The sequence below is a fragment of the Couchioplanes caeruleus genome (assembly GCF_023499255.1).
Classification (GTDB): domain Bacteria; phylum Actinomycetota; class Actinomycetes; order Mycobacteriales; family Micromonosporaceae; genus Actinoplanes; species Actinoplanes caeruleus_A.
Genome location: NZ_CP092183.1, coordinates 7,501 through 27,768, shown reverse-complemented (window position 1 = coordinate 27,768; position 20,268 = coordinate 7,501). Strand labels below are relative to the sequence as shown.

At 71.6% G+C, this 20,268-nt stretch carries 25 protein-coding genes and 3 tRNA genes (1 of these 28 only partly in view); 12 read left to right on the top strand and 16 right to left on the bottom strand.

The annotated features are described in order from the left end of the window. Positions 1 to 53: 53 nt before the first annotated feature. The 4 genes from COUCH_RS00160 to COUCH_RS00145 are packed head-to-tail and all read left to right on the top strand — an operon-like array spanning position 54 to position 3,272. Positions 54 to 797 (top strand): class I SAM-dependent methyltransferase, encoded by a 744-nt coding sequence (locus tag COUCH_RS00160; protein ID WP_249613499.1) that lies wholly within the window; start codon positions 54 to 56, stop codon positions 795 to 797. Continuing rightward, entirely contained in the window at positions 794 to 1,354 is a 561-nt protein-coding gene (locus tag COUCH_RS00155; protein ID WP_249610097.1) for an RNA 2'-phosphotransferase, read from the top strand. The genes COUCH_RS00160 and COUCH_RS00155 overlap by 4 nt, the downstream gene beginning before the upstream one ends. Positions 1,355 to 1,410: 56 nt before the next feature. Continuing rightward, positions 1,411 to 1,980 (top strand): hypothetical protein, encoded by a 570-nt coding sequence (locus COUCH_RS00150; protein WP_249610096.1) that lies wholly within the window; start codon positions 1,411 to 1,413, stop codon positions 1,978 to 1,980. Next, positions 1,977 to 3,272 carry a PrsW family intramembrane metalloprotease gene (locus COUCH_RS00145; protein ID WP_249610095.1) on the top strand — a complete coding sequence of 432 codons (1,296 nt, stop codon included), beginning with the start codon at positions 1,977 to 1,979 and terminating at the stop codon, positions 3,270 to 3,272. The genes COUCH_RS00150 and COUCH_RS00145 overlap by 4 nt, the downstream gene beginning before the upstream one ends. An 11-nt stretch (positions 3,273 to 3,283) precedes the next feature. On the opposite strand, the gene COUCH_RS00140 is transcribed toward COUCH_RS00145, so the two are convergent. Continuing rightward, positions 3,284 to 3,532 (bottom strand): hypothetical protein, encoded by a 249-nt coding sequence (locus tag COUCH_RS00140; protein ID WP_249610094.1) that lies wholly within the window; start codon positions 3,530 to 3,532, stop codon positions 3,284 to 3,286. Between the two features lie 138 nt (positions 3,533 to 3,670). On the opposite strand from COUCH_RS00140, the gene COUCH_RS00135 reads away from it, so the two are divergent. Genes COUCH_RS00135 through COUCH_RS00125 form a run of 3 tightly spaced genes read left to right on the top strand, consistent with a single transcriptional unit; the run spans position 3,671 to position 5,232 of the window. Next, on the top strand, positions 3,671 to 4,087 hold the full coding sequence (locus COUCH_RS00135) for a PaaI family thioesterase (RefSeq protein WP_249610093.1): 417 nt from the start codon (positions 3,671 to 3,673) through the stop codon (positions 4,085 to 4,087). A gap of 37 nt (positions 4,088 to 4,124) precedes the next feature. Continuing rightward, complete coding sequence (locus tag COUCH_RS00130; RefSeq protein WP_199513392.1) at positions 4,125 to 4,517, top strand: hypothetical protein; 393 nt, start codon at positions 4,125 to 4,127, stop codon at positions 4,515 to 4,517. Positions 4,518 to 4,554: 37 nt separating this feature from the next. Beyond that, positions 4,555 to 5,232 (top strand): DUF2786 domain-containing protein, encoded by a 678-nt coding sequence (locus COUCH_RS00125; protein WP_249610092.1) that lies wholly within the window; start codon positions 4,555 to 4,557, stop codon positions 5,230 to 5,232. On the opposite strand, the gene COUCH_RS00120 is transcribed toward COUCH_RS00125, so the two are convergent. Both COUCH_RS00120 and COUCH_RS00115 read right to left on the bottom strand, forming a co-directional pair. Continuing rightward, on the bottom strand, positions 5,229 to 5,546 hold the full coding sequence (locus COUCH_RS00120; RefSeq protein ID WP_249610091.1) for a hypothetical protein: 318 nt from the start codon (positions 5,544 to 5,546) through the stop codon (positions 5,229 to 5,231). The two genes, COUCH_RS00125 and COUCH_RS00120, sit on opposite strands and share 4 nt — an antisense overlap. Positions 5,547 to 5,645: 99 nt before the next feature. Then, positions 5,646 to 6,062: a nuclear transport factor 2 family protein gene (locus COUCH_RS00115; RefSeq protein WP_249610090.1), complete on the bottom strand. Its 417-nt coding sequence runs from the start codon at positions 6,060 to 6,062 to the stop codon at positions 5,646 to 5,648. 99 nt (positions 6,063 to 6,161) lie between these two features. Here COUCH_RS00115 and COUCH_RS00110 point away from each other — a divergent pair, with 99 nt between their 5' ends. The 3 genes from COUCH_RS00110 to COUCH_RS00100 all read left to right on the top strand — a co-directional run bounded on the left by COUCH_RS00110 (position 6,162) and on the right by COUCH_RS00100 (position 8,903). Then, positions 6,162 to 6,533, top strand: coding sequence for a YciI family protein (locus tag COUCH_RS00110; RefSeq protein WP_199513396.1), 372 nt, complete (start codon positions 6,162 to 6,164; stop codon positions 6,531 to 6,533). 2 nt (positions 6,534 to 6,535) lie between these two features. Continuing rightward, positions 6,536 to 7,735, top strand: coding sequence for an RNA polymerase sigma factor (locus COUCH_RS00105; protein WP_249610089.1), 1,200 nt, complete (start codon positions 6,536 to 6,538; stop codon positions 7,733 to 7,735). Between the two features lie 94 nt (positions 7,736 to 7,829). Beyond that, positions 7,830 to 8,903, top strand: a complete 1,074-nt coding sequence (locus COUCH_RS00100; protein WP_249610088.1) for an SGNH/GDSL hydrolase family protein — start codon at positions 7,830 to 7,832, stop codon at positions 8,901 to 8,903. An 89-nt stretch (positions 8,904 to 8,992) separates the two neighbouring features. On the opposite strand, the gene COUCH_RS00095 is transcribed toward COUCH_RS00100, so the two are convergent. From COUCH_RS00095 to COUCH_RS00055, 9 genes are all read right to left on the bottom strand, one after another. Then, a complete protein-coding gene (locus tag COUCH_RS00095) occupies positions 8,993 to 9,307 on the bottom strand; it encodes an STAS domain-containing protein (protein ID WP_249610087.1) in 315 nt (104 codons plus the stop codon). A 41-nt stretch (positions 9,308 to 9,348) separates the two neighbouring features. Further along, positions 9,349 to 9,744, bottom strand: a complete 396-nt coding sequence (locus COUCH_RS00090) for an ATP-binding protein (protein ID WP_249610086.1) — start codon at positions 9,742 to 9,744, stop codon at positions 9,349 to 9,351. 401 nt (positions 9,745 to 10,145) lie between these two features. Further along, positions 10,146 to 10,222, bottom strand: a tRNA-Phe gene (locus COUCH_RS00085). Between the two features lie 32 nt (positions 10,223 to 10,254). Continuing rightward, a tRNA-Asp gene (locus COUCH_RS00080) sits at positions 10,255 to 10,331 on the bottom strand. A gap of 48 nt (positions 10,332 to 10,379) precedes the next feature. Continuing rightward, positions 10,380 to 10,452 (bottom strand) — tRNA-Glu (locus COUCH_RS00075). A 207-nt stretch (positions 10,453 to 10,659) separates the two neighbouring features. Further along, a complete protein-coding gene (locus COUCH_RS00070; protein ID WP_249610085.1) occupies positions 10,660 to 11,682 on the bottom strand; it encodes a MerR family transcriptional regulator in 1,023 nt (340 codons plus the stop codon). Beyond that, entirely contained in the window at positions 11,672 to 12,244 is a 573-nt protein-coding gene (idi, locus tag COUCH_RS00065) for an isopentenyl-diphosphate Delta-isomerase (protein ID WP_249613498.1), read from the bottom strand. The genes COUCH_RS00070 and idi overlap by 11 nt, the downstream gene beginning before the upstream one ends. Before the next feature lie 26 nt (positions 12,245 to 12,270). Further along, positions 12,271 to 13,785, bottom strand: coding sequence for a phytoene desaturase family protein (gene crtI, locus COUCH_RS00060; protein ID WP_249610084.1), 1,515 nt, complete (start codon positions 13,783 to 13,785; stop codon positions 12,271 to 12,273). Positions 13,786 to 13,929: 144 nt separating this feature from the next. Then, entirely contained in the window at positions 13,930 to 15,150 is a 1,221-nt protein-coding gene (locus tag COUCH_RS00055) for a polyprenyl synthetase family protein (protein ID WP_430640863.1), read from the bottom strand. A gap of 91 nt (positions 15,151 to 15,241) precedes the next feature. Here COUCH_RS00055 and COUCH_RS00050 point away from each other — a divergent pair, with 91 nt between their 5' ends. Further along, the gene (locus tag COUCH_RS00050) at positions 15,242 to 16,147 is read left to right on the top strand and encodes a phytoene/squalene synthase family protein (protein WP_249610083.1); all 906 of its coding nucleotides are present in this window, start codon (positions 15,242 to 15,244) and stop codon (positions 16,145 to 16,147) included. 1 nt (position 16,148) lies between these two features. Continuing rightward, the gene (locus tag COUCH_RS00045) at positions 16,149 to 17,483 is read left to right on the top strand and encodes a cryptochrome/photolyase family protein (RefSeq protein ID WP_249610082.1); all 1,335 of its coding nucleotides are present in this window, start codon (positions 16,149 to 16,151) and stop codon (positions 17,481 to 17,483) included. Positions 17,484 to 17,629: 146 nt separating this feature from the next. Here COUCH_RS00045 and COUCH_RS00040 read toward each other — a convergent pair whose 3' ends face one another. The 4 genes from COUCH_RS00040 to COUCH_RS00025 all read right to left on the bottom strand — a co-directional run. After that, positions 17,630 to 18,460, bottom strand: coding sequence for a hypothetical protein (locus COUCH_RS00040; protein ID WP_249610081.1), 831 nt, complete (start codon positions 18,458 to 18,460; stop codon positions 17,630 to 17,632). An 85-nt stretch (positions 18,461 to 18,545) separates the two neighbouring features. Next, positions 18,546 to 19,622 carry a serine hydrolase domain-containing protein gene (locus COUCH_RS00035; protein WP_249610080.1) on the bottom strand — a complete coding sequence of 359 codons (1,077 nt, stop codon included), beginning with the start codon at positions 19,620 to 19,622 and terminating at the stop codon, positions 18,546 to 18,548. Then, positions 19,619 to 20,089 (bottom strand): ATP-binding protein, encoded by a 471-nt coding sequence (locus COUCH_RS00030; protein ID WP_249610079.1) that lies wholly within the window; start codon positions 20,087 to 20,089, stop codon positions 19,619 to 19,621. The genes COUCH_RS00035 and COUCH_RS00030 overlap by 4 nt, the downstream gene beginning before the upstream one ends. Continuing rightward, positions 20,076 to 20,268 carry the 3' end of an MEDS domain-containing protein gene (locus COUCH_RS00025; RefSeq protein WP_249610078.1) on the bottom strand. The gene runs 683 nt beyond the window's last position, so 193 of the gene's 876 nt are visible here — the last part of the coding sequence; the start codon falls outside the window, past its right edge; its stop codon occupies positions 20,076 to 20,078. The genes COUCH_RS00030 and COUCH_RS00025 overlap by 14 nt, the downstream gene beginning before the upstream one ends.

Genomic DNA, 20,268 nt, shown 5'->3' with positions numbered 1-20,268 from the left:
GACCAAGAGTAGTAGCGGTGGAAGAGCCGGTCGTCGGAGAAGTGTTCGGGGAGATGATCCGGGACGCGTACGCGGTGCGCACCGGGATCGGCCCACGGCCCCTGGCCGGCGGGCGGCTGCCCCGGCCGGTCATCGAGATCATCGAGCGGGACGACGGCCTGATCAACGGCGCGCCCGCCGACCATTACCTGGACGAGCCCGAGCAGTGGCAGCACCACGACCATCGTGCCCTGCGACTGTGCCGGGGTGCGGTGCTCGACATCGGTTGCGGGGCCGGGCGTACGGCGATCGAGCTGCAGCGGCGGGGCATGGCGGTGACCGGGCTGGACACCTCACCCGGCGCCGTCGAAGTGGCGCGGGCGCGGGGACTGCGGGACACCGTGATCACCGACGTCGACACGTACGCCTCCCGCGCGACCTCCCGCTACGACACGTTCCTCATGGCGGGCAACAACCTCGGCCTGCTCGAGGGGCCCGAGCGCGCCCCGGCCTTCCTCGCCGCGCTGGCAGAGCTGGCCCGGCCCGGCGCCCGGATCGTCGCGCACGGCACGGATCCGTACGGGACGAAAGATCCTGTCCATACGGGTTATCACCGGCGTAACCGCGAGCGCGGACGGCTCGGCGGCCAGCTCCGGCTCAGGCTGCGGTACCGGCGCCTCACGACCGAGTGGTTCGACTACCTGGTCTGCTCCGTGGCGGAACTGGAAGGGCTGCTCGAGGGCACGCGGTGGCGCCTCAAATCGATCGACGACCAGGACCGTCCTTACTACCTTGCGGTCATGGAGCTGCAACCATGACGAGCCTGACGAAGGATCAGGTACGCATCAGCCGGCGCATGTCCCTGGTGCTGCGGCACCGTCCCGAGGTGGCCGGGCTGACACTCGACGCGAACGGCTGGGTGCCGGTCGCCGACCTGCTGACGGGGCTCGGCCTCGCGCGTGCCGACCTGGACGTGGTCGTCGCCGGCAACGACAAGTCGCGTTTCGCGATCGCCACCGGCGCGGACGGCGTCGAACGGATCCGCGCGAGCCAGGGACACTCCCGCCGGGTCGACGTCGACCTCGGACTGCCGCCCGCCGCCCCGCCCGCTGTCCTGTACCACGGCACCCCGCGCGCCAACGTTGCCCCGATCCTGCGGGAGGGTCTGCGCCCGAGGAGCCGCCACCACGTGCACCTGTCTCCCGACGTACCGACCGCGCTGGTGGTCGGCCGCCGTCGCTCGTCCGACGTGGCGGTCCTCGAGGTCGACGCGGCCGCCATGGCGCGGGCCGGGCACGTCTTTCATCGCAGCGCCAACGGCGTGTGGCTGACCGCCGCCGTTCCCGCCGCCCATCTGCGCGAACGTTCGGAGTAAACGGACAAAACGTTCTCCACCGCGAGCCCGTGCCCCCGGCCCGATAGCGTAAAGGTATGGGGAGCGTTACTCGGCGTCAGCTGACGAACCTCCTCGGCGCGCTCAGCCTGGTCGCCGCGCTGGGCGGTCTCGCCTTCGGCCTGCCCGCTCTCAACCACGCGCTGCCGGCCGAGCGCTCGGTGCCGGTGGATCGCCCGTACGAGATGGGGGGTGGGGTGACCGTCATGCCCCCGCCCGGAGCGCGCGTCGACGTGACCGAGACCCGGCCGGCCGAGACGTCCGGGACCGTGCTGTTCCGGCTGGGGCCGGTCCGCTACTTCATCAGCGTCCAGCCGTTCAACGGCGACCTGCCGGCCGCGGTCGCCCGGCTGCGGCAGCGCATCACCGGCACGTCCGGCTACCAGGTGACCGGCACCGAGCTGACCGTCGCGACCGCCGGCGGCCTCGCCGGGCTGCAGGGCGGCTACAGCGGCCCGGGTCGCGGCGGCCGCTACGCGGTGTTCGTCGCCGACGGTCACACCATCGAGGTCACGGTGAGCGGCGCCGACCTCGACCTCGGGCGGACGCTGCCGGCGATCGACGCCAGCACCCGGACGCTGCGGTCCGCGCCGGAGCCGGCCCGGTGACCGCGGAGCCTCGGTTGCGCAGCGCCCGGTCCGCGCCCGTACAGCCCGGATCGCCGCCGGACCTCGGGGTGCTGCGGCTGCCCGGGTTCTGGATCGTGCTGGCGGTGCTGGCCGTGGGCGCCCTACGGATGTCGATGATCGCGGCGCAGTTCGCGGCCGCGTACCCGATCGCGCTGCTCACCGCGACCGGCCTGTTCGCGCTGCTGGCCGTGCCGTTCTGGTTCGTCGTCTCGGAGCTGGACTTCCTCGAGCGGGAACCGCTCGGGTTGCGGGTGCTGGCGTTCTGCTGGGGCGGGCTGGTCGCCACCGCGGTCTCCATCCCGGCCAGCGCCGCCCTCGACGACGTGATCGCCAAGCTGGGCTCGCCGCACCTCGCGGCCGACTGGGGCGCCGCGCTGGCCGGCCCGACCGTCGAGGAGATCGCCAAGACGCTCGGCGTGGTCGCCATCGTGCTCGTCGCCCGGGCGCAGGTGAACAGCGTGCTGGACGGCGTCGTCTACGGCGCGCTGGTCGGCCTGGGATTCCAGATCGTCGAGGACATCGTGTACGCGATGGGCGCCGTCGCCCTGGCCGGCCGGGGTGACCACGTCGAACCGGTCATCACCACGTTCCTGCTACGGGGCTTCCTCTCCGGCGTCTGGAGCCACACCCTGTTCGGCGCGCTGGCGGGGGCCGGCATCGGCTACCTCGTGGTGCGCTGCGAGCGGACGCTGCGTACGCGGATCGGCGTGGCGATGCTGGGCGTGCTCGGGGCGTGGGCGTCGCACGTGCTGTGGAACTCGCCGCTGTTGCGCGACGGGCTCGGCAACGGCGCGATCGCCCTGCTCGCCGTGCTCGTCCTCAAGGGGCTGCCGCCGCTGCTGCTGATCTGGCTGCTCGTCCGCTCGGCGCACGACCGCGAGGCCGACTACTACGCCGAGCAGCTCGCCGCCCTGGACGACCCGGAACTCATCACGCCGGCCGAGGTCGAGGCGCTCAAGTCCGGGTCGCGGCGGGCCAGCGCGCGGTGGCACGCCCGGGTCCAGGCCGGGTTCCGCGCGCGGGCTGCCGTACGGCGGCTGCAGCGCGCCCAGGCCCGGCTGGCGGTCGAGCTGAGCCGCGGCACCGAGGACCTCGGCCGCTGGTGCCGGGAGGTACGCCGGCAGCGCCGCATCCTCAACCGGCTGGGTCATCCGGAGGCGGTCGTGCCCGAGGGCAAGGGCCCGTGGCGGCGTACCGCCTCGGCGGTCTTCTCCACGGCACTGGCCGTCGCGGTGCTGTGGGCGGCCGTCAGCACGCTGGGTGGCGGCTGACCGGCGCCGGCTCAGACGACCGGCGGGATGCCGCCGTCGCCGTCGACCACCGTGTCGGGGGTGCCGTCCTCGTCGAGGTCCACCATCGTGATGTCGACCTTGCCGTCGCCGTCGGTGTCGAACTGGAACAGGTCCGCCTTGCCGTCGCCGTCGGTGTCCGACACCCAGACGTCCGGCTTGCCGTCGCCGTTGGTGTCGGTGGCGAGCAGGTCGACCCGGTCGTCCCCGCGCGTCTCGACGATCTCCTGCGGCTCGCTCATGAACTGTCTCCTCGCTCGGACTACGGATCGGTGGGTACCAACGTAGGGCCCAGGGGGTACCCCCGCGACCCGGGCGGGCGCCCGGGCTGTGACGGAAGTCGCTGGATCGAGCGGAACTCGCCGGTAACGTTGCCCCTCGTGAGTACAGCGGCAGACGGCATGCAGGCCCTCCTCGCCAACGGGGGCGGCTCCCTGGGCGAGCGGATGGGAATCCGGATCATCGAGGCCACCCCCGAGCGCGTGGTCGCCACGATGCCGGTGGAAGGCAACACCCAGCCGTACGGGCTGCTGCACGGCGGCGCGTCCTGCGTGCTCGCCGAGACGATCGGTTCCGTGGGGGCGGCGCTGCACGGTGCCACGGTCGACCGGCCGTTCGCCGTGGGCGTGGACATCAACGCCACGCATCACAAGGGCGTACGGTCCGGCGAGGTCACGGGCGTCGCGACCCCGGTGCACCGCGGGCGTACGGCGGTCACGTACGAGATCGTCATCTCGGACGAGGACGGCGACCGGGTGTGCACCGCCCGCCTGACTTGCCTGCTTCGAGGGGCCTGAGCCGCGTTTCTTGACGAATCCGCGTACCTTTCTTGACGTGACCGACGTACCACAGCACGCATTGGACGACGCGGCGCAGGTGCTGCACTGCGCGCTCAGCGGCGACTCCGACGCTGTGGTCTGCACCTTCGACGCGGTCGTGGACCGTTCGGGTGTGGTGGGCGCGTACGACGTGGCGTGGTGCCTCGCTGCCACCATGGTGGGACAGAACGTGCCCACGGGCGGCGCGTGGACCCTCGACTTCCCGGGCATCGACGACGCCCGGTACGACAAGCGCTGGGTGGCCAGGTTCGTCAGCGCGTACGTGAACGGCGACATCCCGACGGGCGAGGCGCTGTTCGGGGCCGCCATCGCCGACGGCCAGCTCCCGGACTGCCTGCTCGCGCTGGCCGGTTCGACGGTGGCCACGCTCCGCCACCGCGCGGCATGACCCGCGGCTCCACCGCGGCCCTCGCCGGCGCGGTCGCATGACGGACCGGCTCCTCGAGCGGGTCAGGAAGCTGCTGGCGAAGGCGGAGAGCCCGGCGTGCACCCCGGCCGAGGCCGAAGCCTTCACCGCCAAGGCCGCCGAACTCATCGCCAAGTACGGCGTCGACCAGGCCTTGCTGGCGGAGGCCGATCCCGCGCTCGACCCGGTCGGTGATCGCATCGTGACGGTGGAGCCCCCGTACTCGAGGGACAAGGCCGGACTGCTCGGAGCCGTCGCCATCGCTCTGCGCTGCAAGGTGGTGCATCTGGAGCGGCGCGGCACCGCGCGGATCCACCTGTTCGGGCACCGCGCCGACCTCGAGCGCGTCGAGCTGCTGTTCACCTCCCTGCTCGTGCAGGCCGCCCACGGCCTGGCCGCGGCGGCGGTGCCGAGCTACGACCACCCGGCGGCGTTCCGGCGTTCCTGGCTGGTCGGCTTCACCGAGGCGGTCCGGGCCCGGCTCACCGCGACCGAGCAGGCGGCAGCCGCCTCGGCCCCGGGCGCCGAGCTTGTGCTCGTCGACCGGACCGCGGCGGTGGAGCGCCGGCGCGACGAGACGTACCCGAAGCTGGCCCGGCTGGGACCGCGTCGCCTGGCCGGCAGCGGCCGCGGCCAGGGCTACGCAGCCGGCCGCACCGCCGACCTGGGCGGCAGCCGCCCGCTGGGTGCCCGCTAGTTTCTGTCGCAGCTTCTGAGGTACAGGGCCTTCGCGTACTGCGCCGCGGCGGCCTCGTTGTACATCGAGGCCTGCGCCATGTACCACTGGTTGTCCGCGAGCGCCTTCTTCGCCTGCGTCATCCCCGACCACCGGATGTCCGCATCCACCTCGGACAGCCCGCGCGCCTTGAAGTTCCGCCGCATCTGCATCTTGCCGAGCCGGAAGTTCTCCGCGGCCTGCTCGGCCTCGCGCATGCACCCCATTCCCTTCTCGCTCAGCGCCTCGGCCAGATTGAAGGCGCCCTGCTCCTCCGTGGTGGTGAATGTCGGCACGTCGTTCCTCCCGCGAACTTGGTTCACGGATAGCAGTACGGACCGGGTGCCGGTTGCGCTAGGTGCATGCAAGAAAGGTCAAACTGCCTGGTCACGATTTCACGGCTTCAGGTCGATGGACGCCTTGAAGGAGCCGTCCATCTCGAACGGCACCGATTCGTGCTCGTGGGTCACCACCCACCGGCCGGCGATCCTGCGCAGGCCCAGCGTGGCGCGGAACCACAGGCTGAAGCTCTCCGACGTGCCCTTGGGCGTCGCCGTCAGGCAGTTCAGGCTCGTGCAGAACGCCACGTCGTCGCCCGCGGTCACCTGAAGGTCGGTCACCTCGAGGCTCATCGACTCCTCGAACGTCGCCAGCCACGCCGACACCGACTCGACGGTGCTCTCCGGCTGGCGCAGCGGCGGTGCGAGCGTGAACTCGACGATGCCGGGCGCATTGTGAGCCAGCATCGCCCGTGGGTCCTTCGCCGCCACGGCGGCCGCGCGCTCCAAGACGACGGTACGGATCTCTTCCACGATTTCCTCCTCGCGTACGGGTCTGTCACCGGTGATGTCGAAGCGGTGGACGCGGTTTCGACGTCCCCGGGTGGAGGATCCATTCCTGAGGAGGAAGAAATGAAGTACCTGATCCTGATCCAGTCGAACGAGCGGTCCCTCGCCGTCTGGGAGACGCTCACCGACCAGCAGCGCACCGACTTCGGGGTCGGGCACCTCAAGCTCAGCCAGGAGATGGCCGAGGCGGGCGTGCTCGTCGCGTCGGAAGGGCTCGCCGACCCGTCGCTCGCCACCTGGGTGTCGGTGCGCGACGGCCGGACGATCGCCTCCGACGGCCCGTACGCCGAGGTCAAAGAACACCTCGCCGGGTTCTACCTGATCGACTGCGCGGACGCCGACGAGGCCGTCGCCTGGGCCGCCAAGGTGCCGGACGCCGCGTACACGCAGGTGGAGGTGCGGCCCGTGCTCGACATGAGCGGCTGGGACTTCTGAGCGTGGCCGTGGCGCTGGAGGATCTGCTGCGCGAGTGCGCGCCGCAGGTCCTGGGCGCGGTCGTGCGCCGGTACGGCGACTTCGACACGTGCGAGGACGCGGTCCAGGAGGCCCTGCTCGCCGCCGCGCAGCAGTGGCCGGTCGAGGGCATCCCGGCGCAGCCCCGCAACTGGCTGATCACCGTCGCGTCCCGGCGCCGTATCGAGTCGCTGCGCAACGAGACCGCCCGGCGCCGCCGCGAGGACGCCGTCAGCCACGAGCCGGCCGCCCCGGCGGTGCCGTCCGTCGATGACTCGCTGACGCTGCTGCTGCTCTGCTGCCACCCCGCGCTGACCACTGCCTCTCAGGTGGCGCTGACCCTGCGCGCGGTCGGCGGACTCACGACGGCCGAGATAGCCCGGGCCCTGCTCGTGCCGGAGTCCACGGTCGGGCAGCGGATCAGCCGGGCCAAGCACAAGATCCGGGAGGCCGGGGCCAGGTTCGCGCTGCCGCCGCCGGACGAGCTCGAGACGCGGCTGGTCGCCGTACGCCAGATCCTGTATCTGATCTTCAACGAGGGGTACACCGCCAGCTCGGGCGCGCGGCTGCACCGGGTCGAGCTGAGCGCGGAGGCCGTACGGCTGACCCGGCAGCTCCGGGCCCGGCTGCCCGACGACGGCGAGGTGGCCGGCCTGCTCGCGTTGATGCTGCTCACGGACGCGCGGCGACCGGCGCGGACGCGGCCCGACGGCGCCCTGGTGCCCCTCGCCGACCAGGACCGGTCGCTGTGGGACAGCGCGGCGATCGGCGAGGGGATCGCGTTGATCACCGCGACGCTGGCCCGGGCGCCGATCGGGCCGTACCAGCTGCAGGCCGCGATCGCGGCGGTCCACGCCGAGGTTGCCCGCGCCGAGGACACCGACTGGCCACAGATCCTCCAGCTGTACGGGATCCTCGAGGCGCTCGCGCCGGGCCCGATGGTCACGCTGAACCGCATCGTCGCGCTCGCCGAAGTACGCGGACCCGCCGAGGCGCTCCGGCACCTCGACGCGGCGGCGCTGGGCGGCCATCACCGGGTGGCCGCGGTCCGGGCTCACCTGTTGGAGCGAACCGGCGACCTCGCCGCCGCCCGGTCCGTCTACCTCGACGCGGCCCGGCGCACGCTCAGCGTTCCGGAGCAGCGCTACCTGGCAGCCCGGGCCGCCCGCCTTCGTGCACCGTGATCACAACCCACGGCTACCGGGAGGAAATCGTGTCGCGCGCCACGGCGCCGATGGTTCGGGTGTCTGAGCCGCCGGTGATCAAAGGGAGCACGTCGTGGGCGTACGCGAGCAGGGATGGTCCGGTGCGGGCCGGTTCGGTGTCAGGGCGATGACCGGGCTGCTCGCCGCGGGCCTCGTCGCGGGCGTCGGCGGTACGCACACGGCCGCCGCGGACCCGTCCGGGCCCGCCGCGCAGCAGGCCGCGCCGGTGCCGGCCCGGCCCATGCCCGTCCCGACCGCGCGCACCGACGCGTTCGAAGCGACCCGGGTCATGCCGCTCGGCGACTCGATCACCCGCGGCACCGGCTCACCGACGCGCGCCTCGTACCGGATGGACCTCGCCGGACGCCTGCTCAAGGGCGGCATGGAGATCAACTACGTGGGGTCGCAGCGGGACGGCACGGGCAGCGACATCAACCACGAGGGCCACGGCGGCTGGTCCATCGACGAGCTCTCCGAGGAGCTGGACGGCTGGCTGGACGAGTACCGCCCGGACGTCGTCCTGCTGCACGCCGGCACCAACAACATCACCCAGGGTGACTCGGCCACGACCACGGCCCGCAAGCTCTCCGCGATGATCGACCAGATCCGCACGGACCGGCCCGACGCGTACATCTTCGTCGCGCAGATCATCACCAGCCGGGTGCCCCGCGAGGCGGCCGTCGACCGCGCGTACAACCGGCTGATCCCGCAGCTGGTCGCGGACAAGCAGGACGACCGCATCACGGTCGTCGACCAGTCGTCGGTGGCCGGCATCGACCTGCACGACCTTCACCACCCGAACGACTTCGGCTACTCCAAGATGGCGTGGAACTGGTACCAGGGCATGTCCCGCGTGTTCGGCACCTCCGGCGACACCGGCCCCAACCCGTACCGGATGAGCCGGGCGGTCCGCTGCCTCGCCACGAAGAGCACGGTTGACGGCGAGGAGCGCCACCGCACGGAATGCCGCCTCTGGACGTTGCGGACCACCACGGTCACGACGAACGGCGAGAAGCGACAGGTACGGGCATGGATGACGCTGCGGGAGACCAAGCAGGCCTATCGCGTACGGGTGAACGGCGAGCTGCGGACGCGTACCCGGGTGGTCCGGCGCTGGACCGGCCCCGGCAACCTCCTCAACATCTGACCGCCCGGGGCTGCCTTCCCCGTCGTCCGGGCCCGGTCAGGTCTGGCCTGTCTCGGACGTCTCGGCGGGCGCCCCGTCGCCCCGCGCGGTCAGGTCTGGCCGGTCTCGAACATCTCCAGGACGCCGGAGACCTCGAGCACCCGGTGCACCAGCCCGTGCGCGTTGACGATCGACATCTTGACCCCGGCCGACCGGGCGGCGAGGAAACCCTCGATCAGCGCGCCCATGGCCTCACTGTCGAGGAAGGCCGTGTCGTCGAAATCCACGACGACGGCGCCGGACCCGTCCTCCTGCGCGGCAGCCACGAGCACGTCCCGCAGCTCCTGGCGGGCGTTGATGTCCAGATCGCCGGACAGCCTGACGGCACCCGCCTCCCGGGTGATCTGGTAGCTCGGCTCGATCACGGACAACCCTCTGACTTGATCAATCGTCCTGCGATCATAGGTCAGCGGGGCATCGGGAACTCGGCCCAGACGTGCTTGCTGTCGCCCTCGACATACCACCCGATCTCCAGCGCGAACCTCTTCGCCAGCTGCAGCCCCAGCCCACCCTGCCCGAGCGGCCGGCCCTCGCTGTACTGCGGCACCACGTCGGGTGCCTGGTCGGCGACGTCGAGCACGTACCGGTCACCGGAACGCCCGAGCCGTACGGTAGTCGGCGGCAGCGCGTGCCGCAGAGCGTTCGTGGCCAGCTCGGTCGCCACGAGACAGACCTTCTCCGGAACCTCGTCGAGGGCAGCCCCCTCGGCCAGCGCCTCCCCGGTCACGGCCTCGTGCAGGGACGCGCGCAGAAGCTTCAGCTGGGCGGGGCTGTCCAGAACCCACCGGCGAAGCTCGGTCATCGGCGGCGGTAGCTGTGCGCTGAGTGAAGGCATGACTCTCTGTTGCCCTACGGGCCCGCGGATCATGTATCCCGTCGCGCATTTGCCGCCCATCGGGCCCGATGGCTGACCGCCTCCACCACGGACCTGGGTCCTCGCGGGTCGCCTCCGGGGTAAGTGGCGGTCCCGAAACCCGCTCTCCGCCGGCCGCCTCCCGCGCGGGTCGCGGTCGCGGATCCCACTGCTTGCTGGCGGCCTCCCGCGCGTCGCGGTCCATGCCTCGCCGCCCGGCCGCCTTCTGCGCGGGTCTGGTCCATGCTGGAGCCTGGCGCGGACCCGACTGACGTGTGATGGGGCCGGACAGCAAAACGCCCACCGTGCGTTTCCGCAGGTGGGCGGTGCTCAAAGCCCGGCGAAGGACTTGGTGGCCAGGGGCGGGGTCGAACCGCCGACCTTCCGATTTTCAGTCGGACGCTCGTACCAACTGAGCTACCTGGCCGTTGCCGCGGATGGTGCTTGCGGCTGGGCTTGTGGCGGTCCTGACGGGACTTGAACCCGCGACCTCCGCCTTGACAGGGCGGCGAGCACTCCAACTGCTCCACAGGACCTTGCTGATGTTGCTCTTTTCTACCACCTGCACTGACCCAGGTGGTCCGTACCCCCAACGGGATTCGAACCCGTGCTACCGCCTTGAAAGGGCGGCGTCCTAGGCCACTAGACGATGAGGGCAACTCCGCCATCATTGCACATCGGCAACTCCTGCGGTGTGGGCCCCAACCGGCCCCGCTTGAGGCTTGGAAAGCATACGTGATGGCGGTGCCGTCATCCAAACCGGTATCCCCCTTGCCGTGGCAGGCCCTTGACCAGCGGAAACATCGGCTCGCCTGGAGTGAGGACGTAATTGGTGTGCCGAGCGCCACTGGGCCGGTGCGGGGTTCACACGGCCTCCGGTGCCACTGCGGCCGAGATCAACCGGACTCCTTCGCCGAGGCTGTGGAGCAGTACGACGCCCTCGGGCAGGCCGTCGGCCGGCCATCCCGGCCCGGCGGCAGCGGCGAGCAGCGGGGCGTGCCCGGACGACAGCAGCCGTTCCCATTGCGAGGGGTCTCCGGTGTCGGGCAGCTGCGACCACAGCACCACCGCGATCGGGCCGGTACGCGCCACCGCGTCAGCCAGGGCCTGAGGCGGCACCCGGGCACCCAGTAGCCGGGTCGGTACGCCGTGCTCGGCCAGGGCCGCCGCGAGCGCCTCCAGGGGCAACGTGTGCTGCTCCTCGTCCGCCGCCGCCAGCAGAACGCGAGGAACCCGACCGCTCGGAGGACGGGGTACGGCGCTCAGCACCTCGGTCACCCCGCGTGACAGCAGGTGCTCGACCTCGACGAACCGTTTCGTGGCCTCGTACCGGTCGCCGATGCCGATCAGCACCGGCATGATGACCTCTTCCCAGGTGGCGACCACACCGCGGCTGACCACGGCCATCTCGAGGATGTCGCGCAACGCGGGGGCGTCCAGGCGCATGGCGGCCCGGGCCACGCCACGGGCGGCGGGCCCGGCCCGCCCGGTGCGGATGGCATGCCCGCCACCGTCACGGCTCGTGATGGTCAGGCGCCCGGTCAGCTCCGGCCAGACCGCGTCGATCCGCGTCCGTTGCGGGGGCGGTTCGCCCGGCGGCCCCTCGGATCGGGTGTCCGGCGGGGCGGCGATCCCGGTCTCGGGCATGTCGATCGGAACGGGGACCCGGCGAGCCCACGCGGCGGCCTCCGCCGGCGGTACGCCCTGCGCGGTGAGGCGGCGCATCACCTGGAGGCGGTCCATGTCCTCCGGGGTGTACCGGCGGTGGTGGCCGGGCACGTGCCGGCTCGGGCCCAGCCCGTACCGCTGGTGCCAGGTGCGCAGGGTGGTGACGGCGACGCCGAGCCGGCGCGCCACGGCTCCCGCGGTCAGGGCCTCATCGGCCACCTGATGACTCCGCCGCGTCCGTACGGTCGAGGAAGTGCTGCAGCCTTTCGGTGACGCCGGCCAGCCAGGGTGCGTACGCCCGCGGTTCGCGCGCGATCGCCTGCGCGAGCTCGTCGAGCGGCACCCAGCGCACGTCGGCCACCTCGTCGGGATCGGCCAGCACGGGCAGGTCCGCGTTCACCTCGCCGAGCAGCACGTGGTCGTACTCGTATTCGACCCGTCCCGTGGTCGGATCCTCCGCGTAGTACGAATACACGCCCACCTCGGTCAGCGGCACCTCGGCCACCCCGACCTCCTCGACGAGCCGCCGGCCGGCCGCGACCTGCAGGGACTCCTCCGGGAGCGGGTGGCCGCAGCACGTGTTGGCCCAGCGCAGCGGAAAGCGGGTCTTGACCTCGGCCCGCTGCTGGAGCAGCACCCGCCCCGCGGGGTCGCGCAGGAACACCGAGAATGCCCGGTGCAGCATGCCCGGGGCGGTGTGCGCCTCGTCGACCGTCACCTCCCCGACGGCCTGCCCGTCCGGGTCGACCAGTTCGACCAGGTGGCTCTCGCGGGATCCGATGCCGTTCTCGCTGCCGCGCGTCTCGCTCACGTCGTCCTCCCCACGATCTCGCCCCGCTGCCCGGCCGGCCCGGCGACCCGGGTGGCCGCCAGCTTTCCGGAGATCAGCACCATCGGTACGCCCACGCCCGGCTGCGTTCCCGAGCCGGTGAACACCACGTTGGACAGCGTCGGGTGGAGGTTTCCGGGGCGGAACGGGCCGGTCTGGGTGAACGTGTGGGACGAGGCGAACGGCGTACCGGCCGCCATGCCCTGCGCCGCCCAGTCCGCCGGCGTGATGATCCGCTCAACCTCCACGCCGTCTCGGAAGCCCACGTACCCGCGCTGCTCCAGCACCTGCATCAGCTCGTCGGCGTAGCGGCGGCCGAGGCCACCGTTCCAGTCGAACGGCGCGGCGTCGAGGTTGGGCGTCGGTGCCAGCACGTAGTACGTCTGGCGGCCGGCCGGTGCGACGCCGGGATCGCTGCGGCTCGGGTTGGTGACCAGCAGTGAGGGGTCGCTCATCAGCAGCCCCTGCCGGATGACCTCGTCGAACGTGCCGCGCCACGCGGCGCCGAAGTGGATGTTGTGGTGCGCGATCTTCGAATAGGTGCGGTCCGATCCGATGTGGAGCACCACGCACGACGGCGAATAGGTGAGCTTGCGGGGGCGCCGGCTCGCCGGCAGCAGGTCGCGATACGCCACCGGCAGATCCGGGTTGAGCACGACCACGTCCGCGGGGATGCGTTCGCCCGTGTCGGTGCGCACCGCGGTGGCACGGCCGTTGGCGGTCTCGACAGCGGTCACCGTCGTCTCGTACCGGAACTGCACGCCGTGCTTCTCCGCGGCGCCGGCCAGCGCCTTGGGCACGGCGTGCATGCCGCCGCGCGGGAAGAACACCCCGGCGACCGAGTCGAGATACGCGATCACCGCGTAGATCGCGAGAGCGTCGTGCGGCGCGAGGCCGGCGTACATGGCCTGGAAAGAGAAGATCCGTTGGGTACGCGGATCCTTGAAGTACTCGTTGATCTTCGGCTGGAGCCGGCGGAAGCCACCCATCCCGAGGAGCTTGACGAGGTTGAGGTTGAGCAGGTCGAGCGGGGTGTCGAGGTTGCGGTCGATGAAGTTGTCCCGCTCGAGGCGCCAAAGATCGCGGGCGAAGTCCACGAACCGCAGGTAGCCGTCGGCCTCCCGGGGCCCGCAGACGCGCGAGATCTCGGCGGCCATCCGCACGGTGTCCGTCTTCACGTCCAGCGTCGACCCGTCCGGGTAGTACGCCCGGTATGCAGGGTCGAGCGGCGTCAGCTCCAGCCAGTCGGACAGCTTCTCCCCGACGGCGGCGAGCGGCTCCTCGATCAGCTCGGGCATGGTCAGCACCGTCGGGCCGGTGTCGAACTCGTATCCGTCGATCGACAGCCGGCCGGCCCGGCCCCCGGGCACCGCCTCCCGCTCGACGACGGTCACCTGCCGTCCGGCCGCGGCCAGGTGCAGCGCACAGGCCAGGCCGCCGAGTCCAGCTCCGACGACGACGACATGGTCGGTCGGTCCGGTCACTCTTCGCACGTCACCAGCTCCAGAGGGGGTCAGCGAGCCGCCGGTGGGAGGCTCGCGGAGAAAAGTCGATCGTCGGCTGTCCCGGGTCGGGACGGCTCCTCGGGGACGGCTCGTGTGGCCCGGCAGCAGGGTGCCGGAGCCCGGCCATCCCCATCATGCTGGGCGGTGGGTCGCCGTGACGGCAAGGTCGGTGAGTGCGGCGCGGGCTTCGTGCTCGATGGGCGCGTCGAGCAGGGCTGCGACCGCCTCCTCGACCCGTTGCCGGATCATCGCCTCCACCCGGGCCACGGCCCCGGTCTCGACGATGATCTCCGCCTGCCGGGCGACCGTCTCGTCCGAGTGGTCGGGTGACGGGAATCCGAGCGGGCGCGACGATTCGTCCACGCGCGGACTCCACGGTGAGAGGGGACCGCCGGAGCCGTCGGCGGGGATGACGGCTCCGGCGGGGTCTTTGGTGAGCTCGGCGCGCTGGGCGGGCGTCGCGAGCTGGCGGGCGAGCATGAGAAGGGCGGTCGGCTTGCCCGTGCGCAGGTCGTCCCCGGCCGGTTTCCCGGTCACCGCGGGGTCGCCGTACACGCCGAGGATGTCGTCGCGGAGCTGGAACGCTTCGCCGACCGCTATGCCGTATCTGTTGTAGGCGTCGTCGACGGCGGCGGCGTCCTCCCGGACCGGACCGGCCAGGGCCAGCCCGAACTGCAGTGGCCGCTGCACCGTGTAGCTCGCCGTCTTGTGGCGGGCCACCAGCAGGGCGCGGTCGACCGTCCAGTCGTGCGGCTGAGCCTCGCCCAGGACGTCGAGATACTGCCCGGCGACGGCCTCGACGCGCATCCGGTCGTAGCGGGCCCGGACCGCGAAGAGGGTTGCGGTGGTCAGTGCGGTCTGCGCGAGCAACTGGTCCGCCCAGATCAGGCACAGGTCGCCGACGAGGATCGCCGAGGTCTCGCCGAAGTGGTCCGGATCGCCGAGCCGGCCAGCGCTGCCGTGCTGCGCGGCGAAGAGGCGATGCGCGGTGGGCCGCCCCCGGCGGGTGTCCGATCCGTCCATCACGTCGTCGTGGACGAGGGCGAACGTGTGCATGAGCTCGAGCGCCGCGAGGGCGGGGAGCACGGGGTCGACCGGCTCGCGGAAACCGACCACGCCGCGCCAGCCCCAGTGGGCGAACGTCGGCCTGAGTCGTTTTCCGCCCGCGAGCACGAGGTCGCGCGTCGTTCTGGCGAAGGAACCCAGCGCCGGGTCCACCGTGTCGAGGGCGGCGATCTGGCTGGCGAGGAAGTCGGCCAGCGTCCCCTCGACAGCATTCACCAGGCCGTTCATGGGTATCGGCTGATGTGAGGTCCCGCAGCGCGGGTTGCCCTCGAGGATGTCGTTGGCCACGAGGACGACAGTACCGTAGGCTGCGTGTTGCGTCGATTCGTGAGTCGATTTGTTTTCGGAGGATGCGATGGAGGCAGCGATGGAGGCAGCGGTGGAGACCGATCTGGCAGCCGCCTACGAACGCTGCCGCCGGCTGCATCGCAGCCACGGCCGCACCTACTACCTCGCGACCCGTTTGCTACCCGCCTGGAAGCGTCGTCATGTCCACGCGCTCTACGGCTTCACCCGTTATGCAGACGAGATCGTGGACCGCACCGAGGATCTGCCGCCGGCCGAGCGGGCGGAACGGCTGAACGAGTGGTCCGGGCGCTTCCTCGCCGGGCTGCGCGGCGAGCCGGTCGACGACCCGCTGCTGCCCGCGGTGCTGCACACGATCGCGGTGTTCGACCTGGACGTCGACGACTTCGACTCGTTCCTGCGCAGCATGGCGATGGACCTGACCGTCACGTCGTATGCGACATATGACGACCTGCTCGACTACATGGAGGGTTCCGCGGCGGTCATCGGCACGATGATGCTGCCGATTCTCGGCTCCACCGACCCGGCGGCCGCCCGCGAGCCCGCCCGTCAGCTGGGCCTGGCCTTCCAGCTCACCAACTTCATCCGGGACGTGGCCGAGGACCTGGACCGCGGCCGCACCTATCTCCCGGACGCGCACCTCGCCGAGTTCGGTCTGACCCGTGACGATTTGTTCGCGGCTCGGGCCGCCGGACGGTCCACCCCGGCTGTCAAAGACCTGATCCGGGCGGAAGTCGCCCGCGCCGATGAGCACTACGCGGCCGCGGCACCCGGCATCCCGCTGCTGTCGCCCGGTTCGCAGGCCTGCATGCGCACGGCCTTCGAGCTGTACGCGGGCATCCTCGACGAGGTGATCGCCGCCGACTACGACGTCTTCGTCCGCCGGGCGACCGTCCCCAACCGGCGGCGTGCGCGCGTCGCCGTCCGGTCGCTGCTCACCCGTCCCGGCACCCCGGTGCAAGAGCTGGTGCGTGCCTGACATGCGAACCGCGATCGTGCTCTTCACCCGCGACCTGCGGGTGCACGACAACCCCGCCCTGGCCGCCGCCTGCGCCACCGCGGAGACCGTCGTGCCGCTCTTCGTCCTCGACCCCCCCCTGCAGAAGCTCTCGCCCAACCGGGCGCGCTTCCTGCACCAGAGCCTCGCGGATCTGCGCGAGAGCCTGCGTTCCCGCGGTGGCGACCTGATCGTCCGGGAGGGCGAGCCGGTGGCCGAGACGATGCGGCTGGCACGGGAGGTGCAGGCGGACGGGATCGCCCTCGCCCAGGACGTGAGCACGTACGCCCGGCGTCGCGAGGGCCGCCTGCAGGACGAGTGCGAACGGCACCGGATCTCGTTGCGGCTGTTTCCCGGCACCACCGTGGTGCCACCGGGAGGGGTGCGCCCCGGTGGCGGGGACGGGCACTACAAGGTCTTCTCGCCGTACTACCGGGCGTGGGAGTCGGCCAAGTGGCGCGACGAGGTGGCGACTCCCGCACGGATCACGCTCCCCGCCGACCTGGCCGTCGCCCCGCTGCCACCCCTGCCCGAGGGCGACTCGCCGGCGGCCCTCGACGGCGGCGAGACCGAGGGGCTGCGGCGGCTCAAGGCCTGGCCGCGCCACGTCGGCTCGTACGACGATCTGCACGACGACATGGCCGCCGACGCGACGTCGCGGCTGAGTGCGTACCTCCGCTTCGGGTGTCTCTCCCCGCTGACCGTGGCGAACCGGGCGCGCGATCTCGACGGCGCCGGACCGGCGGCGTTCCTGCGCCAGCTCGGCTGGCGCGACTTCTACTACCAGGTCACGCATGCCTTCCCGAAGATCTCGACGGAGGCGTATCGCACGAGCGGTGACACCGGCTGGCGGTACGACCAGGACGCGCTGCAGCACTGGAAGGACGGGCTGACCGGCGTGCCGATCGTCGACGCGGGCATGCGGCAGATGCAGGTGGAGGGGTGGATGCACAACCGTGCCCGGCTCATCACCGCGGCGTTCCTGACCAAGCATCTCGGGCTCGATTGGCGTGACGGCGTGAAGTGGTTCTTCCGCTGGCTGAACGACGGCGACGTGGCCAACAATTCGGGCAATTGGCAGTGGGTGGCGGGCACCGGCAACGACACCAGGCCTTACCGCCGGTTCAATCCGATCCGCCAGGCCGAGCGCTTCGACCCCGACGGCGTGTACGTTCGTCGCTACGTACCGGAGTTGACATCGATCGCGGGGAAGGCCGTGCACCAACCGTGGCGCCTGCCCGATACGGTTCGATCAGGCCTGGACTACCCCGCACCGCTGGAGTCGCACCGCGACGAGGCGGTGTGGCTGAGGCCGTGAAGCTTCCGTCCGGTTCGCCGGGCGGAGGGCGGGTCCTGCCGGCCCGTTGCGTTCGTCCGTTGTAGGCCGGCGGGACCCGCGCCGCCTGCCCGCTGAACCCGGCAGGGACGGGCGTCATCCTGCCCACCGCGCGAAGGCCGGAAACCTCAGCTGGGCAACGTCCGCCAAGCGGCGTAGTGGTGCACCGCGATCCCGCCGAACGCGGCGGTGCTGCGCGTCGCGACGTCCACCTTCGACAGTTCCTCGTCGAGCCGCGTCGCGCCTTCCTCGGCGAACGTGCAGTACGTGCAGTCCGTCAGCCGACCGGTCTCCGCGCCCAGGCGGACGCGCTTGCCCAGCGCCTTGCCCCGCGCCAACCAGTCCTGGCTGACGTCGAGCATGGAGTTCGTGCCCGTGCCGGTGTCGCGGTAGCTCATCACGGTCACGGCGTTGACGCGGCGGAGCACCTCGTCCGCGAAGTTCTTGCGGCCCAGCTTGTACTGGCCGTACCAGAACGGCACGTCGGCCTCGAGCGGCAGGCTGCTGGCCGTACGCATCTTGTCGAGCAGCGCGAGGAACGCGGTCTGCGTGCCGCGCTGGTCCGTGGTCCAACCGTCGGTGGCGTACGGCTCGACGTCGACGTGGATGCCGGAGAACAGCCCGGTCGACACCACGGCCCGCTCCCACGCCAGTGCGGCCGCCTGATCGGTGACCCAGCCCGGGTCTCCGCCGAGCGCCCGCAGCTTGACGCCCAGCGGCGTGACGCGTTCCTTCAAGTCCTGCAGCCGGGCCAGGTCACCGTTGGTGAGCACGGCCGGCGACACGTACACGAAGATCTCCGAGACGCCCTTGGCCACCGCCCAGTCGACGACGTCGGGTGCCGGGTCGGCACCCCAGAGCCACATGGCCCGGGTGCCGGCCGGCGCGGCGGTGAGGCCCGCGCTGCCCGCGGACGACGCCCCGGGCAGTGCGAAGGCGGCCATGAGAATCGCAGACACCAGCCCTGCCTGCCATCGTCCTCTCATGACCGCCCCCTTTCGGTGTTCCTCTTCCGCGGGGGTTCAGAATCGGCGGCGCCTCCGGTCAGCTGAGAAGTCGCACCGAGGAGATTGCGGTGTCGAGCGCGTCCACCCGCTCGAAGTCGCCGAGCCGCCGGGTCACGTAGGCGATCGCATGGCCGCGCGCGGGATCAGCCCATCCCGCGTTCCCGCCCAGACCGCCCATGCCCCACGTGCCGTCGCTCTCCAGCTGTACGCCCAGCCCCCACGTCGTCTCGCGCCCGATGAAGAGGTCGAGTCCCGTGAACTGCGCCGTGGTCATCTCCTCCACGAGAGCCGGGCTGAGTAGCCGGTGCCCGTCGAGCTCGCCACCGGCCAGCAGTCCCGCATAGAAGCGCGCCACCGCCTCGGCAGTCGTGTGCAAGTTGACGGCCGGCACGACCGCCGTACGCCACGCCGCGCTGTTGACCACCGTCAGGTCCCGCGCACCCGCCGGGTTCGCGACGGCCCGCTCGTGCACCGAGCCGGGTTCGCCCGTCCGGTCCGGCCAGTCCGTCCCGTGGAACTCCAGCTCGGCACACCGTTCCTGGTCGCCGCCGTTCAGACCGAAGCCGAGGTCGAGCCGCCACGGGCCGGCGATCTCCTCGGCCACGAACGCGCCGGGGTCGCGTCCGGTCACCCGGCGTACCAGCTCACCGAGCAGGTGACCGTAGGTGAGCGCGTGTTCGGCCGCGACAGTGCCCGGAGGCCATTCCGGCCGGGCGGCGGCCAGGTCACCGCAGAGCAGCTCCCAGTCACTCCACGCGGACGCGTCCCTCGGCACCGGGAACGTCGGCAGTCCCGCCGTATGCGTCAGCACCTGCCGTACGGAAGCAGCGGTCCGGAATTCCGGCCAATGCCGCGCCACCGGATCGTCAAGACCGACCAGCCCCCGCTCCACGAGCAGCAAAGCGGCCAGCGCGATCACCGGTTTGCCCACCGAATAGACGTCAACCAGAGTCCGCTCATCCCAAGCTTGAGTACGCGCGCCGTCCCGCCAGCCCTCGTGAAGATCCACGACGACCACACCGTCCCGGAGCACGCACAGAGCCGACCCGCCGCACGCCTGATCGGTGAACGCATCCCGGACACCTTCGTAGCCGGGAGCGACGTACCCGCTCACAGCGCGACTACCGCCGTGACTGTCGTGCCGCGGTCGCCGGTCGAGATGTGTAGATCCGACATCCGGCGGGCCAGCCACAGACCCCGCCCACCCGGCGCCGCGTGTGGCGGCAGCTCCCGCCCGACGGTGTCGGGATCGGCGAGGCCGGCGCCGTGATCGCTCACCTCACAGTGCACCGCGCGCCCGGCCACCCACATCCGTAGCCGCCCGCTGCCGCCGCCGTGCCGTACCGAATTGCTGGAGAGTTCGTGCGCGACGAGGATGACCGATTCGGCCGTACCCGCGTCCGCGACGTCCCTGGCCAGGGCCGCAACGGCGGTCCGCAGAGCCGCCAGATTGCCGCCGTGGAAATCCTGGTCCAGCAGAACCCGGGGGGCGTTTCCGCCCGGGCGCCGCTCCGCCGCCCGGGGAGGCCGGTTCTGCGCCGCTCGCCGGGGCGTCGATCCGGTCCGTTCAGCGCTCACCATGGCGCACCAGCATCCGCAGGGCCGGCACCCGGGCGGCACCGGCTTCGATCAGCGTCCGCTCGACCGGCTCGGCGCACACCACCACCATCCGGCGGCGATCCGGCAGGTTCGCCGCCGTCCGCAGGATCACCTCGGCCGCGCTCGGGTCGAGGAAGTGCAGCTGGTTCAGGTTCAGATGG